The sequence below is a fragment of the Rhizobium sp. P1_E6 genome (assembly GCF_056405875.1).
In genome coordinates, this window is the sequence record NZ_JBFUBG010000035.1 from 12423 (window position 1) to 28068 (window position 15646).

Annotated in this window: 15 protein-coding genes; 11 read left to right on the top strand and 4 right to left on the bottom strand. The window is 61.3% G+C overall.

Annotated features, from left to right (window positions below; translation table 11 throughout):
* The first annotated feature begins 10 nt into the window (after positions 1-10).
* The 5 genes from AC1D35_RS18130 (at position 11) to AC1D35_RS18150 (ending at position 6316) form a co-directional block, all read left to right on the top strand.
* Complete coding sequence (locus AC1D35_RS18130; RefSeq protein ID WP_477939331.1) at positions 11-1648, top strand: rhodanese-like domain-containing protein; 1638 nt, start codon at positions 11-13, stop codon at positions 1646-1648.
* A 64-nt stretch (positions 1649-1712) separates the two neighbouring features.
* Positions 1713-2693 carry an ABC transporter permease gene (locus tag AC1D35_RS18135; RefSeq protein WP_477939333.1) on the top strand — a complete coding sequence of 327 codons (981 nt, stop codon included), beginning with the start codon at positions 1713-1715 and terminating at the stop codon, positions 2691-2693.
* On the top strand, positions 2690-3595 hold the full coding sequence (locus AC1D35_RS18140) for an ABC transporter permease (RefSeq protein WP_477939335.1): 906 nt from the start codon (positions 2690-2692) through the stop codon (positions 3593-3595). The genes AC1D35_RS18135 and AC1D35_RS18140 overlap by 4 nt, the downstream gene beginning before the upstream one ends.
* A complete protein-coding gene (locus AC1D35_RS18145; protein WP_477939337.1) occupies positions 3592-5262 on the top strand; it encodes an ABC transporter ATP-binding protein in 1671 nt (556 codons plus the stop codon). Before AC1D35_RS18140 ends, AC1D35_RS18145 begins: the two co-directional genes overlap by 4 nt.
* Positions 5263-5299: 37 nt before the next feature.
* The gene (locus AC1D35_RS18150) at positions 5300-6316 is read left to right on the top strand and encodes an aldo/keto reductase (RefSeq protein ID WP_477939338.1); all 1017 of its coding nucleotides are present in this window, start codon (positions 5300-5302) and stop codon (positions 6314-6316) included.
* A gap of 443 nt (positions 6317-6759) precedes the next feature.
* Here the strand turns inward: AC1D35_RS18150 and AC1D35_RS18155 are convergent, their stop codons facing one another.
* The 4 genes from AC1D35_RS18155 to AC1D35_RS18170 are packed head-to-tail and all read right to left on the bottom strand — an operon-like array spanning position 6760 to position 10173.
* Positions 6760-8019, bottom strand: coding sequence for an ABC transporter substrate-binding protein (locus AC1D35_RS18155; RefSeq protein WP_477939340.1), 1260 nt, complete (start codon positions 8017-8019; stop codon positions 6760-6762).
* Position 8020: 1 nt separating this feature from the next.
* Positions 8021-9067: an aldo/keto reductase gene (locus tag AC1D35_RS18160; RefSeq protein ID WP_477939342.1), complete on the bottom strand. Its 1047-nt coding sequence runs from the start codon at positions 9065-9067 to the stop codon at positions 8021-8023.
* Positions 9068-9077: 10 nt separating this feature from the next.
* Positions 9078-9428, bottom strand: coding sequence for a TIGR04076 family protein (locus AC1D35_RS18165; RefSeq protein WP_477854386.1), 351 nt, complete (start codon positions 9426-9428; stop codon positions 9078-9080).
* On the bottom strand, positions 9421-10173 hold the full coding sequence (locus tag AC1D35_RS18170) for a GntR family transcriptional regulator (RefSeq protein WP_477939344.1): 753 nt from the start codon (positions 10171-10173) through the stop codon (positions 9421-9423). The genes AC1D35_RS18165 and AC1D35_RS18170 overlap by 8 nt, the downstream gene beginning before the upstream one ends.
* A gap of 112 nt (positions 10174-10285) precedes the next feature.
* Here AC1D35_RS18170 and AC1D35_RS18175 point away from each other — a divergent pair, with 112 nt between their 5' ends.
* From AC1D35_RS18175 to AC1D35_RS18200, 6 genes are all read left to right on the top strand, one after another.
* Positions 10286-11095, top strand: a complete 810-nt coding sequence (locus AC1D35_RS18175; protein ID WP_477939346.1) for an ABC transporter ATP-binding protein — start codon at positions 10286-10288, stop codon at positions 11093-11095.
* The gene (locus AC1D35_RS18180; protein WP_477939348.1) at positions 11092-11835 is read left to right on the top strand and encodes an ABC transporter ATP-binding protein; all 744 of its coding nucleotides are present in this window, start codon (positions 11092-11094) and stop codon (positions 11833-11835) included. The genes AC1D35_RS18175 and AC1D35_RS18180 overlap by 4 nt, the downstream gene beginning before the upstream one ends.
* Positions 11832-12743 (top strand): branched-chain amino acid ABC transporter permease, encoded by a 912-nt coding sequence (locus AC1D35_RS18185; protein ID WP_477939349.1) that lies wholly within the window; start codon positions 11832-11834, stop codon positions 12741-12743. The genes AC1D35_RS18180 and AC1D35_RS18185 overlap by 4 nt, the downstream gene beginning before the upstream one ends.
* A complete protein-coding gene (locus AC1D35_RS18190) occupies positions 12740-13711 on the top strand; it encodes a branched-chain amino acid ABC transporter permease (protein WP_477939352.1) in 972 nt (323 codons plus the stop codon). The genes AC1D35_RS18185 and AC1D35_RS18190 overlap by 4 nt, the downstream gene beginning before the upstream one ends.
* Positions 13712-13715: 4 nt before the next feature.
* A complete protein-coding gene (locus tag AC1D35_RS18195) occupies positions 13716-15173 on the top strand; it encodes an aldo/keto reductase (protein ID WP_477939354.1) in 1458 nt (485 codons plus the stop codon).
* Positions 15174-15252: 79 nt separating this feature from the next.
* A complete protein-coding gene (locus AC1D35_RS18200; RefSeq protein WP_477939356.1) occupies positions 15253-15483 on the top strand; it encodes a hypothetical protein in 231 nt (76 codons plus the stop codon).
* Positions 15484-15646 lie beyond the last annotated feature (163 nt).

A 15646-nucleotide genomic window follows, 5' to 3' on the forward strand; every position in this document is an offset into this window, starting at 1 on the left:
GATTTCCATCATGGCCGATACTATCGCTACGGCGCGTGCGCCGCTCTCCTCCCCACGAACGTTCACTTCGTTTCCCGAAGTCAACGTTCCCGATCTCAAGCCTGCGCTGCTGGCTCAACACGAACTCGCTTTCTTCGATGTTCGCGACGAAGCCGATTATGCCACGGGTCACATCCTCTATGCCGTCCACCTGCCTTACTCCCGGCTGGAGCTTCTGGCGCGCAACCTCATTCCGCGGTTCGATACGCCGATCGTCCTCACGGACGCCGGTGAGGGTCTCGCGGAGAAAGCCGCAGGCATTCTGACGGCAGCAGGATATGAAAATATCTCGCTGCTGGCCGGCCGAAATCAGGCATGGCTTGAGCACGGCTATCAGCTTTACACGGGCCGCAACGTGCCGAGCATCGGCTTCTTCGAAGTCGTCGAGCATGAGCGTGGCACGCCGAACATCACCGCCATCGACCTGAAGGCGCGGATCGACAGAGGCGACGATCTTGTCGTTCTCGATACCCGTCCGCGCGAGGAATTCGAAGCCTTTCATATCCCTGGAGCCATCAATGCTCCGGGTGCCGAGATCCTTCATCGTCTCGGTTCGCTCAACCTCAAGCCGGACACGCTTGTCGTTGCCAACTGCGCCGGTCGGACGCGCTCGATCCTCGGAGCGCAGTCACTCATCGATGCGGGCATCTCCAATCCCGTCACCTCCCTGACCGGCGGTACGATGGAATGGCTGATTGCCGGTTACACCCTCGAGCACGGCCCGGGCCTGACCGCGGGCGTGCCGGAGTCCAGTCAACTCGATGCGACGCGTGAACTGGCCGCAGAACTGGCGCAGAAGCACGGTGTCGGCGTCATCGATGCAAGGAAGCTCGAAGACTTCAGGCGTGATACGGGTCGCAGTCTCTTCCTGTTCGACGTCCGATCGCCGGAGGAATATCGTTCCGGGCATCCGCAAGGCTTCCGTCATGCGGCAGGCGGACAGCTTGCGAGTGGCGCGGAGCGCTTCATCGGCGTGCGCGGCGCACGCGTCGTGCTCTTCGATCCAGAAAGGGTCCGTGATCGCCTGACGGCATCCTGGCTCGTGCAGCTGGGTGGCTACGAGGTCTACGTCGTCGATGGTTTGTCGGCGGCGACGTGGCAGACCGGACCCGAGGCCCGGAATGTCGTTCTGACGAATGCGCCAGCCCCTTATGTGCTTGCAGCCACCCTTCACGCAGGGCTCGGCGGTAAGGCTCATGCCGTCTTCGACCTATCGGGCTCGAACCAGTATCGTGCTTCGCATATTCCAGGCGCCCGTTACCTCAGGCGCGCCGAGATCGCCGAAGCGGTCGCGGCGGAAAAAGGCGCTGTGGTCCTGAGCTCGGAGGATGGCACACTCGCTCAGATTCTCGCAGCCGAACTGCGCGCCGCGACGGGCAAGGATATCCGCTCGCTCCTGGGCGGCAACGACGCGTGGAAGGCTGCCGGCCTGCCGGTCGAAAAGGGCGGCATTGGACCCGAGGACGGCGGCGACCTTCCCGACAAATATGCGCTCGCCCCCGAAAGGCGCAATGCTCTTTTCCGCGACTACCTGAACTGGGAAGTCAGCCTCGTCGAGCGCTTGACGAACGACCCGGACGCCAAGGCAACATTCAGGCTCGCTCATTAAACCTTCGTGCCCTGCGGTTAAATCTGCGGGGCACGCTTCCCCTCAGTGCGTGGAAGGGCATCACATGGCCTCGGCAAGAATTTCGAAGCGATTTCTTCATCTGGTTTTTCAGGCGGTGCCGCTGGTGATCGGCGTACTGATCTTGAATTTCGTGCTGGTGCAGATGCTGCCTGGTGACGCTGCCGAGGCCTTCGCGGCGGAATCGGGCGCGGCAACGCAAGAAACGATGGCGATGCTGAAAATCCGCTTCGGGCTCGATCAGCCGGTGCTGTCTCAGCTCGTCACCTATTTCTACAATCTCTCGCATCTGTCGCTCGGCTTTTCAGCCCGCTACAACGCCCCTGTCTCGGAACTGATCCTCTCTCGGCTCTGGATGACCATTCTCCTCAAACTGTCTGCGCTCAGCCTGGCGCTTGCGATTGGCGTTTTGTTCGGCGTGGTCATGGAGCGCTTTCGCAACCGGTGGCCCGATCGCCTGCTTTCGTTTCTCTCGCTTATCTTTTATTCCACGCCGAGCTTCTGGACGGGGCTCATGCTCGTCCTGTTGTTTTCCGTCTATCTCGGATGGCTGCCTCCGGAGGGATCGCAGACGCTCGGAGCCGCCAACAGTGGCCTCGGCTACATTGCTGACGTCTTCAGGCATATGATCCTGCCGATCAGCGCGACTGCCACCTTCTTCATCGCGATTTTCGCGCGCCTCACCCGCGGCGCTATGATCGACGCCCGGACCGCCGACCACGTTCGAACCGCTCGCGCCAAAGGCCTTCGTTCCGACGCGGTCACGTGGCGTCACGTGTTCAGGAATGCGCTCATTCCATTGACGACCGTCACCGGCATGCAGATCGGCGCGCTGCTTGGCGGCTCTGTCGTCATCGAGACCATCTTCAGCTGGCCGGGGCTTGGGCGCCTCACCTATGACGTCGTCCTTGCCCGAGAATACGTCGTCCTGCTCGGCATATTGCTGATCTCATCGATCCTGGTGATCGTCGTCAACATCCTGACAGATCTCCTCCAGACCTGGCTTGACCCAAGGATCGAGGCATGAACGCGCCGTCGAAATTTCCAATCGCCGATCCCATTGCGCCGGTTTCGGTCGGTATAGAAGCCGGGCCGCAGCCGCTCTGGAACAGCCTGCTGCGATACCCGCTCGGTCTCACGGGACTGGTGATCCTCGCGGCCCTCGTGGTGGCAGCGCTTTCGGCTCGCATACTCTTTCCCGATGATCCATTGTCGACGGTTGCGAGTGCCCTGCTGCCGCCATTTCAGGATCCCGCCTATCCGCTGGGGACCGACCCTCTCGGCCGCGATGTGCTGGCTCAGCTCGTACATGGCGCCAGGATGTCGCTTGCAATCGGTTTCCTTTCCGCGCTCGTCAGTCTCGTCGTGGGATTGGTTGTCGGCGTCATCGCCGGCTATTTCGGCGGGTTCGTCGATGACATTCTGATGCGGCTGACCGAACTCTTCCAGACGACGCCCTCCTTTCTTCTTGCCGTCGTCATCGTTTCGCTCGGCGGCCCGAGCCTCGCCATGATGACCTTTGCGATCGGGATCGGCTCCTTTCCAACGATTGCCCGTCTCGTCAGGGCCGAGTTCCGCTGGCTTCGTAATTCTGATTTCGTGCTTGCAGCCCGTTCGCAGGGCTACAGCCCCCTTCGCATCGTCCTCCAGGAGATACTGCCGAATGCACTGCCGCCGGTGATCGTCACCGCCTCGGTGCTTGTCGCCTCGGCAATCCTCACCGAGGCCGGCCTCTCGTTTCTCGGCCTCGGCGATCCCAACATTCCGACCTGGGGCAGCATGATCGGCACCGGCAGAACGATGCTTCAGGACGCCTGGTATCTGACGGCGATACCCGGCCTTTGCATCATCGTGACGATCGTCTCCGTGAACCTCATCGGCGAGGCCCTCAGCGACATCCTCAATCCCCGGCTGAGGAGAAATCGATGACACAGGCGCATGCCCTTGAAATCCGAAATCTCAGTGTCAGATATGGCGCCGCCTATGAGCAGAATGCCGTCCACGACCTGTCGTTCGATATCGCCCAAGGCCAGTCCATTGCTCTTGTCGGTGAGTCCGGCTGCGGAAAATCGACCACGGCTCATGCCATTGCCCGGCTGCTCGGCAAGAACACGGCGATCAAGGGCTCCATACGCCTGAGTGGCGTGGAGCTGCTCGGCTTCCCGGAAAGACAGATGGAGGATGTGCGCGGCGCGCGCATCGGCATGATTTTCCAGGAGCCGATGACGTCGCTAAACCCGGTCCACCGGGTCGGCTGGCAGATCGCCGAAGCCATCAGGCGGCATCAGGGCGTATCGGCTGAAAAAGCGCGGCAGCGGGTGCTTGAGCTTCTCGATCTGGTGAAGCTGCCGGATCCTCAGCGCATCGCCAATTCTTATCCGCATCAGCTTTCGGGTGGCCAGCGTCAGCGCGCGATGATCGCGATGGCCGTCTCGTGTTCTCCCGAATTGCTGATCGCCGACGAGCCGACGACGGCGCTGGACGCCACGGTGCAAGCACAGATCCTTGATCTRCTCGACGGGTTGCGACGGGACCTCTCGATGTCGCTGCTGCTGATCAGCCACGATCTGCCACTGGTTGCGCGATGGACCGATCGGGTCATCGTCATGCACCATGGCGTCAAGATCGAGGAGCTTGCCTCCGCGGAGCTTTTTTCAGGGGCGCGAGCTGCTTATACACGCGGCCTGCAGGAGAGCTCGCTGAAGCTCGACGACGCCCTCCACTACAGAACAACGACGCTGACGGAGATCCGCAGTCAGCGCGACGAATTCGGCAATTACCAGTTCATCCGGCTGGAGCCGCGATCGCGCCGCGAGGACTTCCCTTCCCGCGAGCAGGAAAATCTCGTTGACGTTCGCAACCTGACGGTCGACTACGCCAACACGTCGGGCAAACAGACGCGTGCTGTCGATGATGTCAGCTTCTCGATCGCGAAGGGAGAGACGCTCGGCCTCGTCGGCGAGTCGGGCAGCGGAAAATCGACGGTCGGCCGGACGATCATGCAGCTTCTAAAGCCGGTTGCAGGGTCGATAACGCTCGACGGCACCGAATTGACGGCTCTCCCTGAACGACGCTTGCGTCCGCTGCGGCCGAGCTTTCAGATGATCTTCCAGGATCCCTACGGGTCGCTGAACCCGCGCCGCACGGTCGGCGACATTCTCGAGACGGCGCTCATCGTCAACGGCCAACACAATGCCGCTGCGCGGCTGGCAATGATTGCAAGGACGCTGAACGCCGTCGGCCTCGCCAAATCGACTGCCCAGAAATTCCCGCATGAATTTTCCGGCGGCCAGCGGCAGAGGATTGGCATCGCCCGGGCGATCATCATCCAGCCGAAACTGGTGGTCTGTGACGAGCCGGTCTCGGCGCTCGACGTCTCCGTCCAGGCCCAAGTCCTCAATCTTCTCGTCGATCTGAAGCACGAGTATGATCTCTCCTACCTTTTCATCTCTCACGACCTCGCCGTCGTGCAATATATTTCCGACCGCGTCATGGTGATGAAGGATGGAAAAATCATCGAGACCGGCGACCATGCCTCGATATGGCAGTCCCCGGCGACTGACTACACCCGGGCGCTGATTGCGGCATCCGCCTGACCCCGTCAATCGCATTTGTTACCGAAAGGACTAAACGATGACTGTCGAATACCGGACGCTTGGCCGCAACGGCCTTCGCGTCTCTCCACTGTGCCTTGGAACGATGATGTTCGGCGGCGAGACCGACGGGGCGACGTCCCGCCGGATCATCGACCGTGCCGCCGAGCAAGGGATAAACTTCATCGACACTGCCGATGGCTATGCGAATTTCCAATCGGAAGTTGTCGTCGGCAACGCCATCAGGGAAAAGCGTGATCAATGGGTGCTCGCAACGAAATTCGCGAGCCCGCGGGGTTCAGATCCGAACAGCCAGGGCGCCTCGCGCAAATATATCCGCCGTGCCGTCGAAGCCAGCCTCAAGCGGCTGGGGACAGACTATATCGATATCTATTATCTTCATCGCGAAGACCATCAGACCAATGTCAGCGAAACGGTGCGCACGCTCGGCGACCTGATCAGCGAAGGCAAGATCCGCTACTATGGCCTCTCAAATCACCGTGCCTGGAAGATTTCCGAGTTCAGCCGCGTCGCCGACCTGCTCAACGTCGATCGTCCGATCGCCAGCCAGCCGCTCTACAATCTCGCCAATCGCCAGATCGAATTCGAGCATCTCGATGCCGCAGACTATTACGGGCTTGGCGTCGTGCCCTACAGCCCGCTGGCACGCGGCATATTGACGGCCAAGTACAAGCCGAACGAGCAACCGGATCCCGAGACCCGGGCCGGGCGCAACGACAAGCGCATCCAGCAGACCGAATGGCGCCCGGAATCCCTCGACATCGCCCAGCAGATTGCCCTCCACAGCGCCGAACGCGGCATCACGCCCGGCCAATTCGCGCTCGCCTGGGTTCTCAACAACCGGCTGATCACCTCCCCGATCGTCGGCCCGCGCACTGAAGTTCAATGGGAAGATTACATCCCGGCGCTCGCCTATAAATTCACGCCAGATGACGAAGCCCTGGTCAACCGCCTGGTCGTCACCGGCCATGCCTCGACACCCGGCTTCAACGACCCGGGCCACCAGTTCTTCGGCCGCCGGCCTTATGTGGCGTAGGGCTCTCGGAGGTCCTGCCCTGGCGCAGGGCCATCCATGCCCAAACATTCGTCACCGAAGCGACCCTAATTCGGCACCGGCCAGTATCGAAGCTCCGCTTTAAAGCCGGCGCTTCGCTCATTAGGAAGCCCAACCAAGCGAGCTCTCCGAAGCGCCGGGTCTCCAGCGGGGAGATTTCGATACAAGCGACGCATTGAAGGAACCGTAAACCTTGGTGAATGCGGGGATAATTCCGCATTCAATCCCTGTTCCAACTGTAGCTCTTGAAGGGAACAGATCCAGCGCGGCACCATTCAAATGAGCTAAGCTTCTGAAAAACAATCTTCGGGGCATTAAGCCTCTTTATGGAACCAATCCAGAATACACAGAATATCACTTCCTAAGAAGCGAACCCCTCGAACAGCATGTGGCGGGCCCGGGGCGGATCCCCGAGCCCTTTTCGCTTATTTCGCAGTCTTAATCTTGTTGACCTCGCCGGCGCTCAATTCGCCGACAGTCGTCACCTCGCCATTGGTGATCTTCCAGAGACGAAACGGGCCGGTGATATCGCCGTACTGATCGAAGCTGACAGGGCCGATGACACCTTCATACTTCACGGGCTTGCCGTCCTTGATGAGCTGCAGGGCCTTGGCAAACTCTTCCTTGCCGGCATGGATCGGCGTGCCGCCTTCGGCCACCACTCCTGACACCGCAGCCTTGATGGCGGCAGCATCCGCCTTGCCCGCCTTGGCAATGGCGAGTGCGACGATCGCACCGGCATCATAGGAACGGTCCGCGGCCGGAGCCGACGGAGAAATGCCGCCCGAGAAGGCTTCATAGTTGGCATTGAAATATTCGGTCGATGCCGTCGGGCTCGTACCGGAGGAGGTGCCGTAGGCGTTTTCCAGATATTGCGCGCCGACGCTTTCGATGAAGTCCTTGGAGTTCATGCCGTCGTTCAGCAGGAAAGTCTGCTTGCCGCCACCGGAAATCCAGGCGCGGGCGATCGTTGCGCCGTCAACCGGCGTGCTGACAAGATAGAGTGCATCCGGCTCACCCGCCATGGCGGCACTGGCTTCCGACGCATAGCTCGACTGCTTCTCATTGTAAGGCGTGGTCGAGGTGATCGTGCCGCCAAGCTTCGTGTAGGCCGTGGTGAACTCCTTCACCATGTTGACGCCGAAGTCATTGTTGACGTTGATGATCGCGATCTTCTTCAAGCCCTGATCAACAGCATATTTGGCAGCGGCCGTGCCTTGCAGCGCGTCCGAGGTGATCGTGCGGAAGAACACGCCGTTGGTCTTGCCTACGCGGCCAAGCTCGGTGAGCGTCGGCGAGGACGATGCCGGCGAGACCTGCACGACGCCGGCCGGAGCCGTAACCGAGGTCAGGATCGGGATCGAAACCGACGAGATAATGCCGCCGATGATGACCGGCACCTTCTTGATGTTGACGAGCTGCGTTGCCTGATCGACGGCGACATTGCCCTGGCTTTGGCTGTCGCGCGTATCGGCCACGACCTTGCAGCCATCAACGCCACCGGCATCGTTGAAATCACGGAAGGCCATTTCGACGGACTTTGCACCCGCCTGGCCGTATTCGCCGGCAGGGCCCGTTAATTCCATGACGAGGCCGACAGTGATGTCGCAATCGGCTGCGAAAGCCGGTGCCGTGGATGCCGCGAGTGCCGCAACCACAGCGGAAAGCAGAAATTTCGGTCCCATTTTATTCCCCTTTGTTGAGATTGTATTTCATGATGCTGCCGTGGCGGCCCTCCCGGTCCCGCTCCAGCGTATAGACGTCCCCTTCCAGCGGATTGCCTTGGCGCAGGATTGCCTCGATCTCTGCCAGATCCGTGTCGGTCAGCTTGATATTCGCGATGGCAAGATTGGATGGCAGGTGATCGCGGTTGCGGGCGCCGACAATGACTGCGGCGACGCCGGGCTTGGTCAGCATCGCAGCACTGGCGACGGTCGCGATATCCACTTGATGCCGGTCGGCAACCTTCCTGAGCGTCGAGAGCAGCGCCTGGAAAAGATCCCAGCCGCCGAAATCGTCGATGATCAACTTGTATTTGGTGAGCGAGCGGTTTTCGAGCGGATGCTCCGGCTCCGGCTGCCCTAACCAACGATCGCCAAGGAAGCCACCGGCCACCGTGCCATAGCAGAACAGCGCGAAATTCTTCTCGGCGGCAAGCTGTACCATCTGCTTTTCCGGGCGCCGATCGAGCAGCGAATATTGCAGCTGCAACGAGGTAACCGACACGCCCGACGCGATGATCGCCTTGATATGATCGGTGTCGAAATTGGTGCCGCTGACCTTGCCGATCTTGCCGGCCTGTTGCAGCTCCTTCAGCCAGCCCGCCGTTTCCAGCCAGCCAGGAATGTCATACGCCCACCAGTGAAACTGCACGAGATCGAGGCAATCGAGATTGAGCCGGCGGCGCGAAGTATCGATCACACCCTCGACGTAGGCCTTGCTAATCACGGGCAGCACCGCAAGATCCGGAACGAACTTGGTATGCACGCGGATGCGCGAGAGGGCTTCGCCACCACGCAGATTGCCGTAGGCCAGACGGAAGCGGCCGATCAGGTCTTCCACCCCGGTATAGATATCGGCGCAATCGAACGTGGTGATGCCGGCGTCAGCGAAGGCGATCATGTCCTCGATGGCGCTCTCGGCATCGATTGCGCCATGGCCGCCCGCCAGCTGCCATCCACCGCGAATGAYGCGTGATATCTCATAACCGGGGGCGATGGTGATGCGTTGCATGTCTGCTGGCCTATTCGTCAATCAAGGGAACCGCTGTTGTCGCGGCATGGCTGAAACGGCGGAGACCAGTGCGGGTGATCCTCAGCCGGGTGGAGCAATTCGGGTCAGGGCAAGCGATATCTGCATCCGTCGTCATCCAGTCGTTGGGATGGGTCGGACGCTGCTTGGCGGCCAGAAGCGGCAGGACTGAAGACAGCGAGTAAATGGAAATACCCTGCCCGGGCGGCAGATGCAGCATCTCGCCATGCAGTTCGAAATGGTCGCCGGGCTTGGCGCCGCAATAGACAGCACCGCCTTCGGGAATGATCACGTCCACCCGCAAGTCGAAAATGTCGAAGCCATCATCCACTGGATCAACCATGGCCAACTCCCTCTGCGGCCTCATCGTATTCTGCATCCAGCCGCCCGCGGATAAGGTTGAAAGACCGGCTGATATCGTCGGAAAGCGACTGAACAGCGCTTTCGGCATCGCGCCCTTCCAGCGCATCGATCAGCGCCCAATGGTGATTTGTCGCCGCCAGGCCGCCCTGTTCGTCATGAATATGCGCCGCCTTGCGGATGATCGCGCCCGATTGCAGCCAGAGGCTTTCAACGATCGGAATGAGTACGGGCGAGCGCGCAGCTTGGTAAATATGAAAGTGAAAGCGCTGGTTTAGCGCCGAGGTAACGTGGCCGATATCCTTGCCATGCTGCTCGAAGGCCAGGTCGCAATCGACATTGATCTGCTTGAGGATGGCGAAGTCTTCATCGCTGAGGTTCGGCAAGGCCAGCGCCACCATCTGCCCCTCGATCAGGATGCGCGCGCGGGCGAGATCGTCGAGACGATCGCGGGTGATTAGCGGCACACGCACCGACCGGTTCGGCAGGGATTCGAGTGCCTGCTCGGAAACGAGCCGTCCAAGCGCCTCGCGCACCGGCATGGTGCTCGTCTGCAGCCGCTCGGCGAGATCGACAATACGCAAGATATCGCCGGCATCAAACATGCCGTTGATCAGCGAATTGCGCAGTTGAGCGTAGACGCGGTCCTGCAGGGTCTCGCGACCGACCGGCGACAGCGCATCGTCGCGATCAAGGTTGCTGGCGGTATTTTCGGATGCTTTCCTCATCTGTACCGCCTCTCAATTTGCTCCGCTTGCCACCGGTTTTTTTGGTTGCTTTTCTCCATACGGTAAAGTTTGATCAAACATCACCAATCAAATCAAGAGACTTGTTTCGCTCATGCCTTCTTCCGCGTCAGCTGCACCATCGAACTTCGCGCCCGCTTCCCGAGCCGTGATCGATGCACGCGATCTGGTGAAGAAGTTCGAAGGCCATACCGCTGTCGCCGGCATGTCGCTGAAGCTTGCAGCCGGCGAAATGCTGGGGCTGATCGGCCCAAATGGAGCGGGCAAGACGACGCTGTTCAATCTGATCGCTGGCAGTCTCAAGCCGACATCGGGTGAAATCTGGATTGCCGGCCTCGATGTCTCGCAGGAAAGCCCCGAGCAGCGCATCGGCCGCGGCGTCGGGCGCACCTTCCAGATTCCGAAACCCTTCCTCGAAATGACTGTGCTGGAAAATCTGCTGACGGGCGCGCAGGGGCAGGATGGCGAGCGGCTTTTTGCAAATTTCCTGCGCTTCGGTCACGTCCGGCGACAGGAGAAACTGGCGATCGACAAGGCGCGGGCGCTGCTGGAGTTTGTCACCCTGTCAGGCCTTGAGGCCCAACCTGCAAAAGTGCTCTCCGGCGGCCAGCGCAAGCTCCTGGAACTGGCACGTATCCTGATGGCCGATCCGCAGGCCATCCTGCTCGATGAGCCGGCCGCGGGCGTCAACCCCGCTTTGCTCGAAACCATCATGGAGCGCGTCATCGACCTCAACAGGCAGGGCAAGTCGATCCTGCTGATCGAGCACAACATGGACATGGTTTCGCGGCTCTGCTCCCGCGTAGTCGCCATGGCGCTCGGCAAACCGCTGGCCGAAGGCACGCCCACCGTTGTCGCCGCCAATGCCGATGTGATCGAGGCCTATCTCGGAGCTGGGGCATGACGGTTCCTGCCCTTCGAACCCAGGCGCTGGTCGCCGGATATGAACCCGATCTGCCGATCGTGCGCGGTGTCGATCTCTCCGTGGCGCCCGGCGAATTGCTGGTGCTTCTCGGCCCCAACGGCGCCGGCAAGTCGACATTCGTCAAGGCGATCGCCGGTGTCTTGCCCGTGCATTCCGGCAGCATCTTCCTGGGGGAGCGCGACATCACCCGCGTCGCCACCCACCGCAAGATCGGCGAAGGCCTCGCCTTCGTGCCGCAGACGGAAAACATCTTTGCGACGCTTTCCATTCGCGAAAACTTGCAGCTTGCAGCCGCCGTCTTGCCAAAACCCCTCCGCGCGGAAAAGATCGCCGCTCTCTACCGCCGCTTCCCCGATCTCGCGACAAAGCCGTCACGGCTGGCGGGCGCGCTTTCCGGCGGCCAGCGCCAGATGCTGGCAGTCGCGCGAGCGTTGATCGTCGATCCGCCGGTGCTCATTCTCGATGAACCATCCGCAGGCCTGTCTCCGAAGATCGTTGCGGAGGTCTTTGCGATGCTTCAGGAGATCAATGCGGGCGGCGTCACGGTTATTCTGGTGGAGCAGAACGTCAAGGCGGCGCTCGCCCTCGCCAGCCGCGCCGTCATTCTGGTCGAGGGCAAGATCCGCCATGAGGGCAAAGCATCTTCCCTGCTTGGCGATCCATTGATCGCCAAACTCTATCTCGGCACATCACAGCCGCATGAGGTGCCACAGCCATGAACCCGCAATTCCTGATGGATGGCCTGTTCGCCGGCGCGATGATTGGTCTGGGCGCCATCGGCGTGACGCTCACCTATTCGATCCTGCGTTTTGCCAATTTCGCCCATGGCGAACTCCTGTCATGGGGGGCCTATCTGGCCTTGGCGGTGAGCGGCGGCCTCGGCCTCCTGTCCACCACGCTGACGAAGCCGCTCGGCCCGTTTTCCTTCGGCTGGTCCCTGCCGCTTTCAGCCATCCTCGCCATTATCCTCACGGGTGCCTTGGCGCTCGCCGTCGATGCCGTGCTGTTCGGTCGCCTGCGGGCGCGCGGCAGCGCCGTCATCATTCTGGTGATGGCAAGTTTTGGCGCATCGCTCGCCCTGCGCAGCCTGCTGGAATTCATCTTTACCTCGAAGCCCGCCTACTACACCAAGGCACTGCAAATCGCCATCCAGATCGGCGGCGGACTGCGTGCAACGCCGGATCAGCTTCTGTCGCTTGGCGTCTCGCTCGTTGCCGTCATCGCCATTCACCTGCTGATGACCCGCACCGATATCGGACGTTCGATGCGGGCTGTCAGCGAAAACCCAGCGCTTGCCGGAATTGCCGGCGTTGATGTGCGTCGGGTGATCCGCGTGGTCTGGTTCGTCGGCGCGGCGCTCGCCTGCATCGCCGGCATCATGACCGGGTTGCTTGTCCAGATCCGCCCCTATCTCGGCCATGATCTGCTGCTGCCGCTGTTTGCCGCAGCGATCCTTGGCGGCATCGGCAGCGTGCCGGGTGCGATGATCGCCGGATTGATCGTCGGTCTTTCGGAAGCGGCAGCCGTACAAATGGTCGGTGCGGAGTGGCGTGCCGCCGTCTCCTTCGTCATCCTCGTTGCGGTCCTTCTTCTGCGCCCGCGCGGCCTGCTCGGGAGGGTCGCATGAGCCTAGACCTGATCGCCTATGCCGCTTTCTTTCTGACCATGGCGCTGACCTATGCCATCATGTGCCTCGGCCTCAATGTACAGTGGGGCCAGACCGGCCTGTTCAACGTCGGCATTGCAGCCTTTGTGGCGATTGGCGCCTATGTCTCAGCCCTGCTGACGACACCGGACGCTTCCGATCGTGTCGGCGGCTTCGACCTGCCGATTGCCGTCGGCTGGATGGGAGGTGCGCTCATGGCGGGCCTTGCCGCCTGGCTGGTCGGGGCGCTCACCATACGGCTCAGGTCCGATTATCTGGCGATCGCCACCTTCGGCGTCGCCGTCACCGTACAGCTTTGCGTGCTCAACCTGCAGCCGCTCACCGGCGGCGCCTTCGGCATCGGTTTCATTCCGCGGCCGTTTGGCAAACTCGCGGGCGATCCGCTCGCCTTCGGCCTTTCCAATCTCGCGCTGATGGCCGCCGTCGTGCTGGCGCTGTACCTCGCCCTCCAGCATCTCGCGAAAAGCCCCTGGGGGCGTGTGCTGCGGGCAATCCGCGAGGATGAAGCGGCAGCACAGGCACTCGGCAAGCGGCCGATCCGCTTCCGGCTGCAAGCCTTTGCCATCGGCGGCGCCATCATGGGGCTTGCGGGGGCGGCACAAGGGCATTTCATCGGCTTCATCGCGCCGGACAACTATCTGCCGATCCTGACCTTCCAGGTCTGGGCAATGCTGATCGTCGGCGGTGCCGGCAACAATCGCGGCGCAATTCTCGGCGCTGTGCTCGTCTGGGGTCTCTGGGCGCTGTCGGCCGCCGCCGTTTCCGCCTTCATCCCACCGGAGCAGCAGGCGCGTGCAGCATCCCTTCAGATCGTCATGATCGGGGTCGGCCTCTGCCTCATCCTCCTCCTGCGCCCTCGCGGCATTCTCGGCGCGTCGAATGCGCTGGCATCCCTGACGCGCAAGCGCCCGGAAAAGTCCAAGGAATAGAACCATGTCGCAACGGCCCGATCGCATAGCCCTCACCAAGGACCTCTCCATCAGCCGCCTCGTCTGCGGGCTTTGGCAGGTTGCCGACATCGAGAAAAACGGCACGATAATCGATCCCGACCAGGGCGCCGATGCGCTTGACGCCTATGCGCGCGACGGGTTCGACACATTCGACATGGCGGATCACTACGGTTCGGCCGAGCTGATCACCGGACGCCTGCTGGCGCGGTATGACAGCGCCAGACCGGTTGCCTTCACCAAATGGTGCCCCGAGCCGGGTCCGATGACCGCGGATGTCGTGCGTCGCGGCATCGAGGAACGCCTGGCCCGGCTTGGTGTCGACAAGGTCGATTTGCTTCAGTTCCATTGGTGGAGCTTCGAACATCCAGCCTGGCTCGACGCCCTGCATGAAATGCAGCGTCTGCGGGAAGAAGGCCTGATCGGTGCGTTGGGGCTTACCAATTTTGATGCTGGGCATCTGGCGCTGGCCCTGGCCGACGGCATCGAGATCGCCACCAATCAGGTTTCATTTTCGCTGGTCGATCGCCGGGCGGCAGGGTCCTTGTCGGATCTCTGCGCCAAAACCGGCGTCAAGCTGCTGGCCTATGGCACGCTTTGCGGGGGCTTCCTCTCCGAGAAATGGCTTATTCAACCGGAACCCACTGATATCGCCGACTGGAGCCGCTCGAAGTACAAGCGCTTTATCGATACCGCCGGTGGCTGGGAGGCGTTTAAAGGTATTTTGCGCGCGGCCTCCGGCATCGCGGCCAAGCACAAGGTCTCGATCTCGAATGTCGCCAGTCGCTGGGTTCTTGAACATCCGGCCGTCGCCGCCACCATTGTTGGCGCGCGGATTGGGGAAAACGAGCATCGCGACGACAATCTCAAGGTATTTTCCTTCGCGCTGGACGGCGAGGACCACGCAGCCCTTAATGCCGCCTTTGCGGCTACGCAACCCATTCCCGGCGACTGCGGCGACGAATATCGCAAGCCGCCTTTCCTGACGGCATCGGGCGATCTCAGCCACCATCTGGACGCCATCCCCTCGATCTACACCGCAGTCCGGGTGCCCGGCAGGCCGGGCCGTTCGCGCGTATCGTCGGGCAGCATCTGGGAGCCGATGGCCGGCTACAGCCGCGCGGTCCGGATCGGCAACCGTATCCTCGTCTCCGGCACCACCGCGACCCATGGCGCGGACCGCTGCGTCGCACCCGGCGATGCCGGTGCGCAGGCCACTTACATTCTCGACAAGATCGCAGCGTCCATTTCGGCACTTGGCGGCAGCATCGAAGACGTGATCCGCACCCGTATCTATCTGCGCGACGGAAACCAGTGGCAACCCGTTTCCCGGGCCCATGGCCGTGCCTTTTCATCCATCCTGCCCGCCAATACGCTCATCGAGGCCGGAAAGCTGATCGGGGACTACGAGGTTGAAATCGAGGCGGAGGCAGTCTGCGACTGAGTGCAGGCAACATAAATCGGGCTGGGCGCTGACTTGCGCGTACCACAGAAACCGTTGCCGTTCAGGCGGTCGCCAGCAGATGACGGGCCGTGAACATGTCCAGGTGCCCACCGCCGACATTCTTGTCGACGGGGATATCTATGAGCCACGTATCAATGCTTTCCTGCCCACGGTTGTCATCGATATCATCCAGCAGGCCGTGGCTGCTGTTGAGAATGGCTTACAAAGGCGCTCCCCTATAGACTTGGAGAGACCGCCACCAGGCGATCTTTCTGCCATGGCGGGCGTGGCGAAGCCGTCGTCCTTCTGACTCAGCGACTAGCGCGCGTTGAGGAGAATCGAACCAACCCCACCTTTAACTAGTCACTAAATCATTGAAAACACACGCCTGAGGCGTCGTCCAGTTTATGGAACTATTTGCCGCCGGCCGCCATCTCCGGGTCCCAAAAGGCGAAAGATCTGAGCCTTGACCT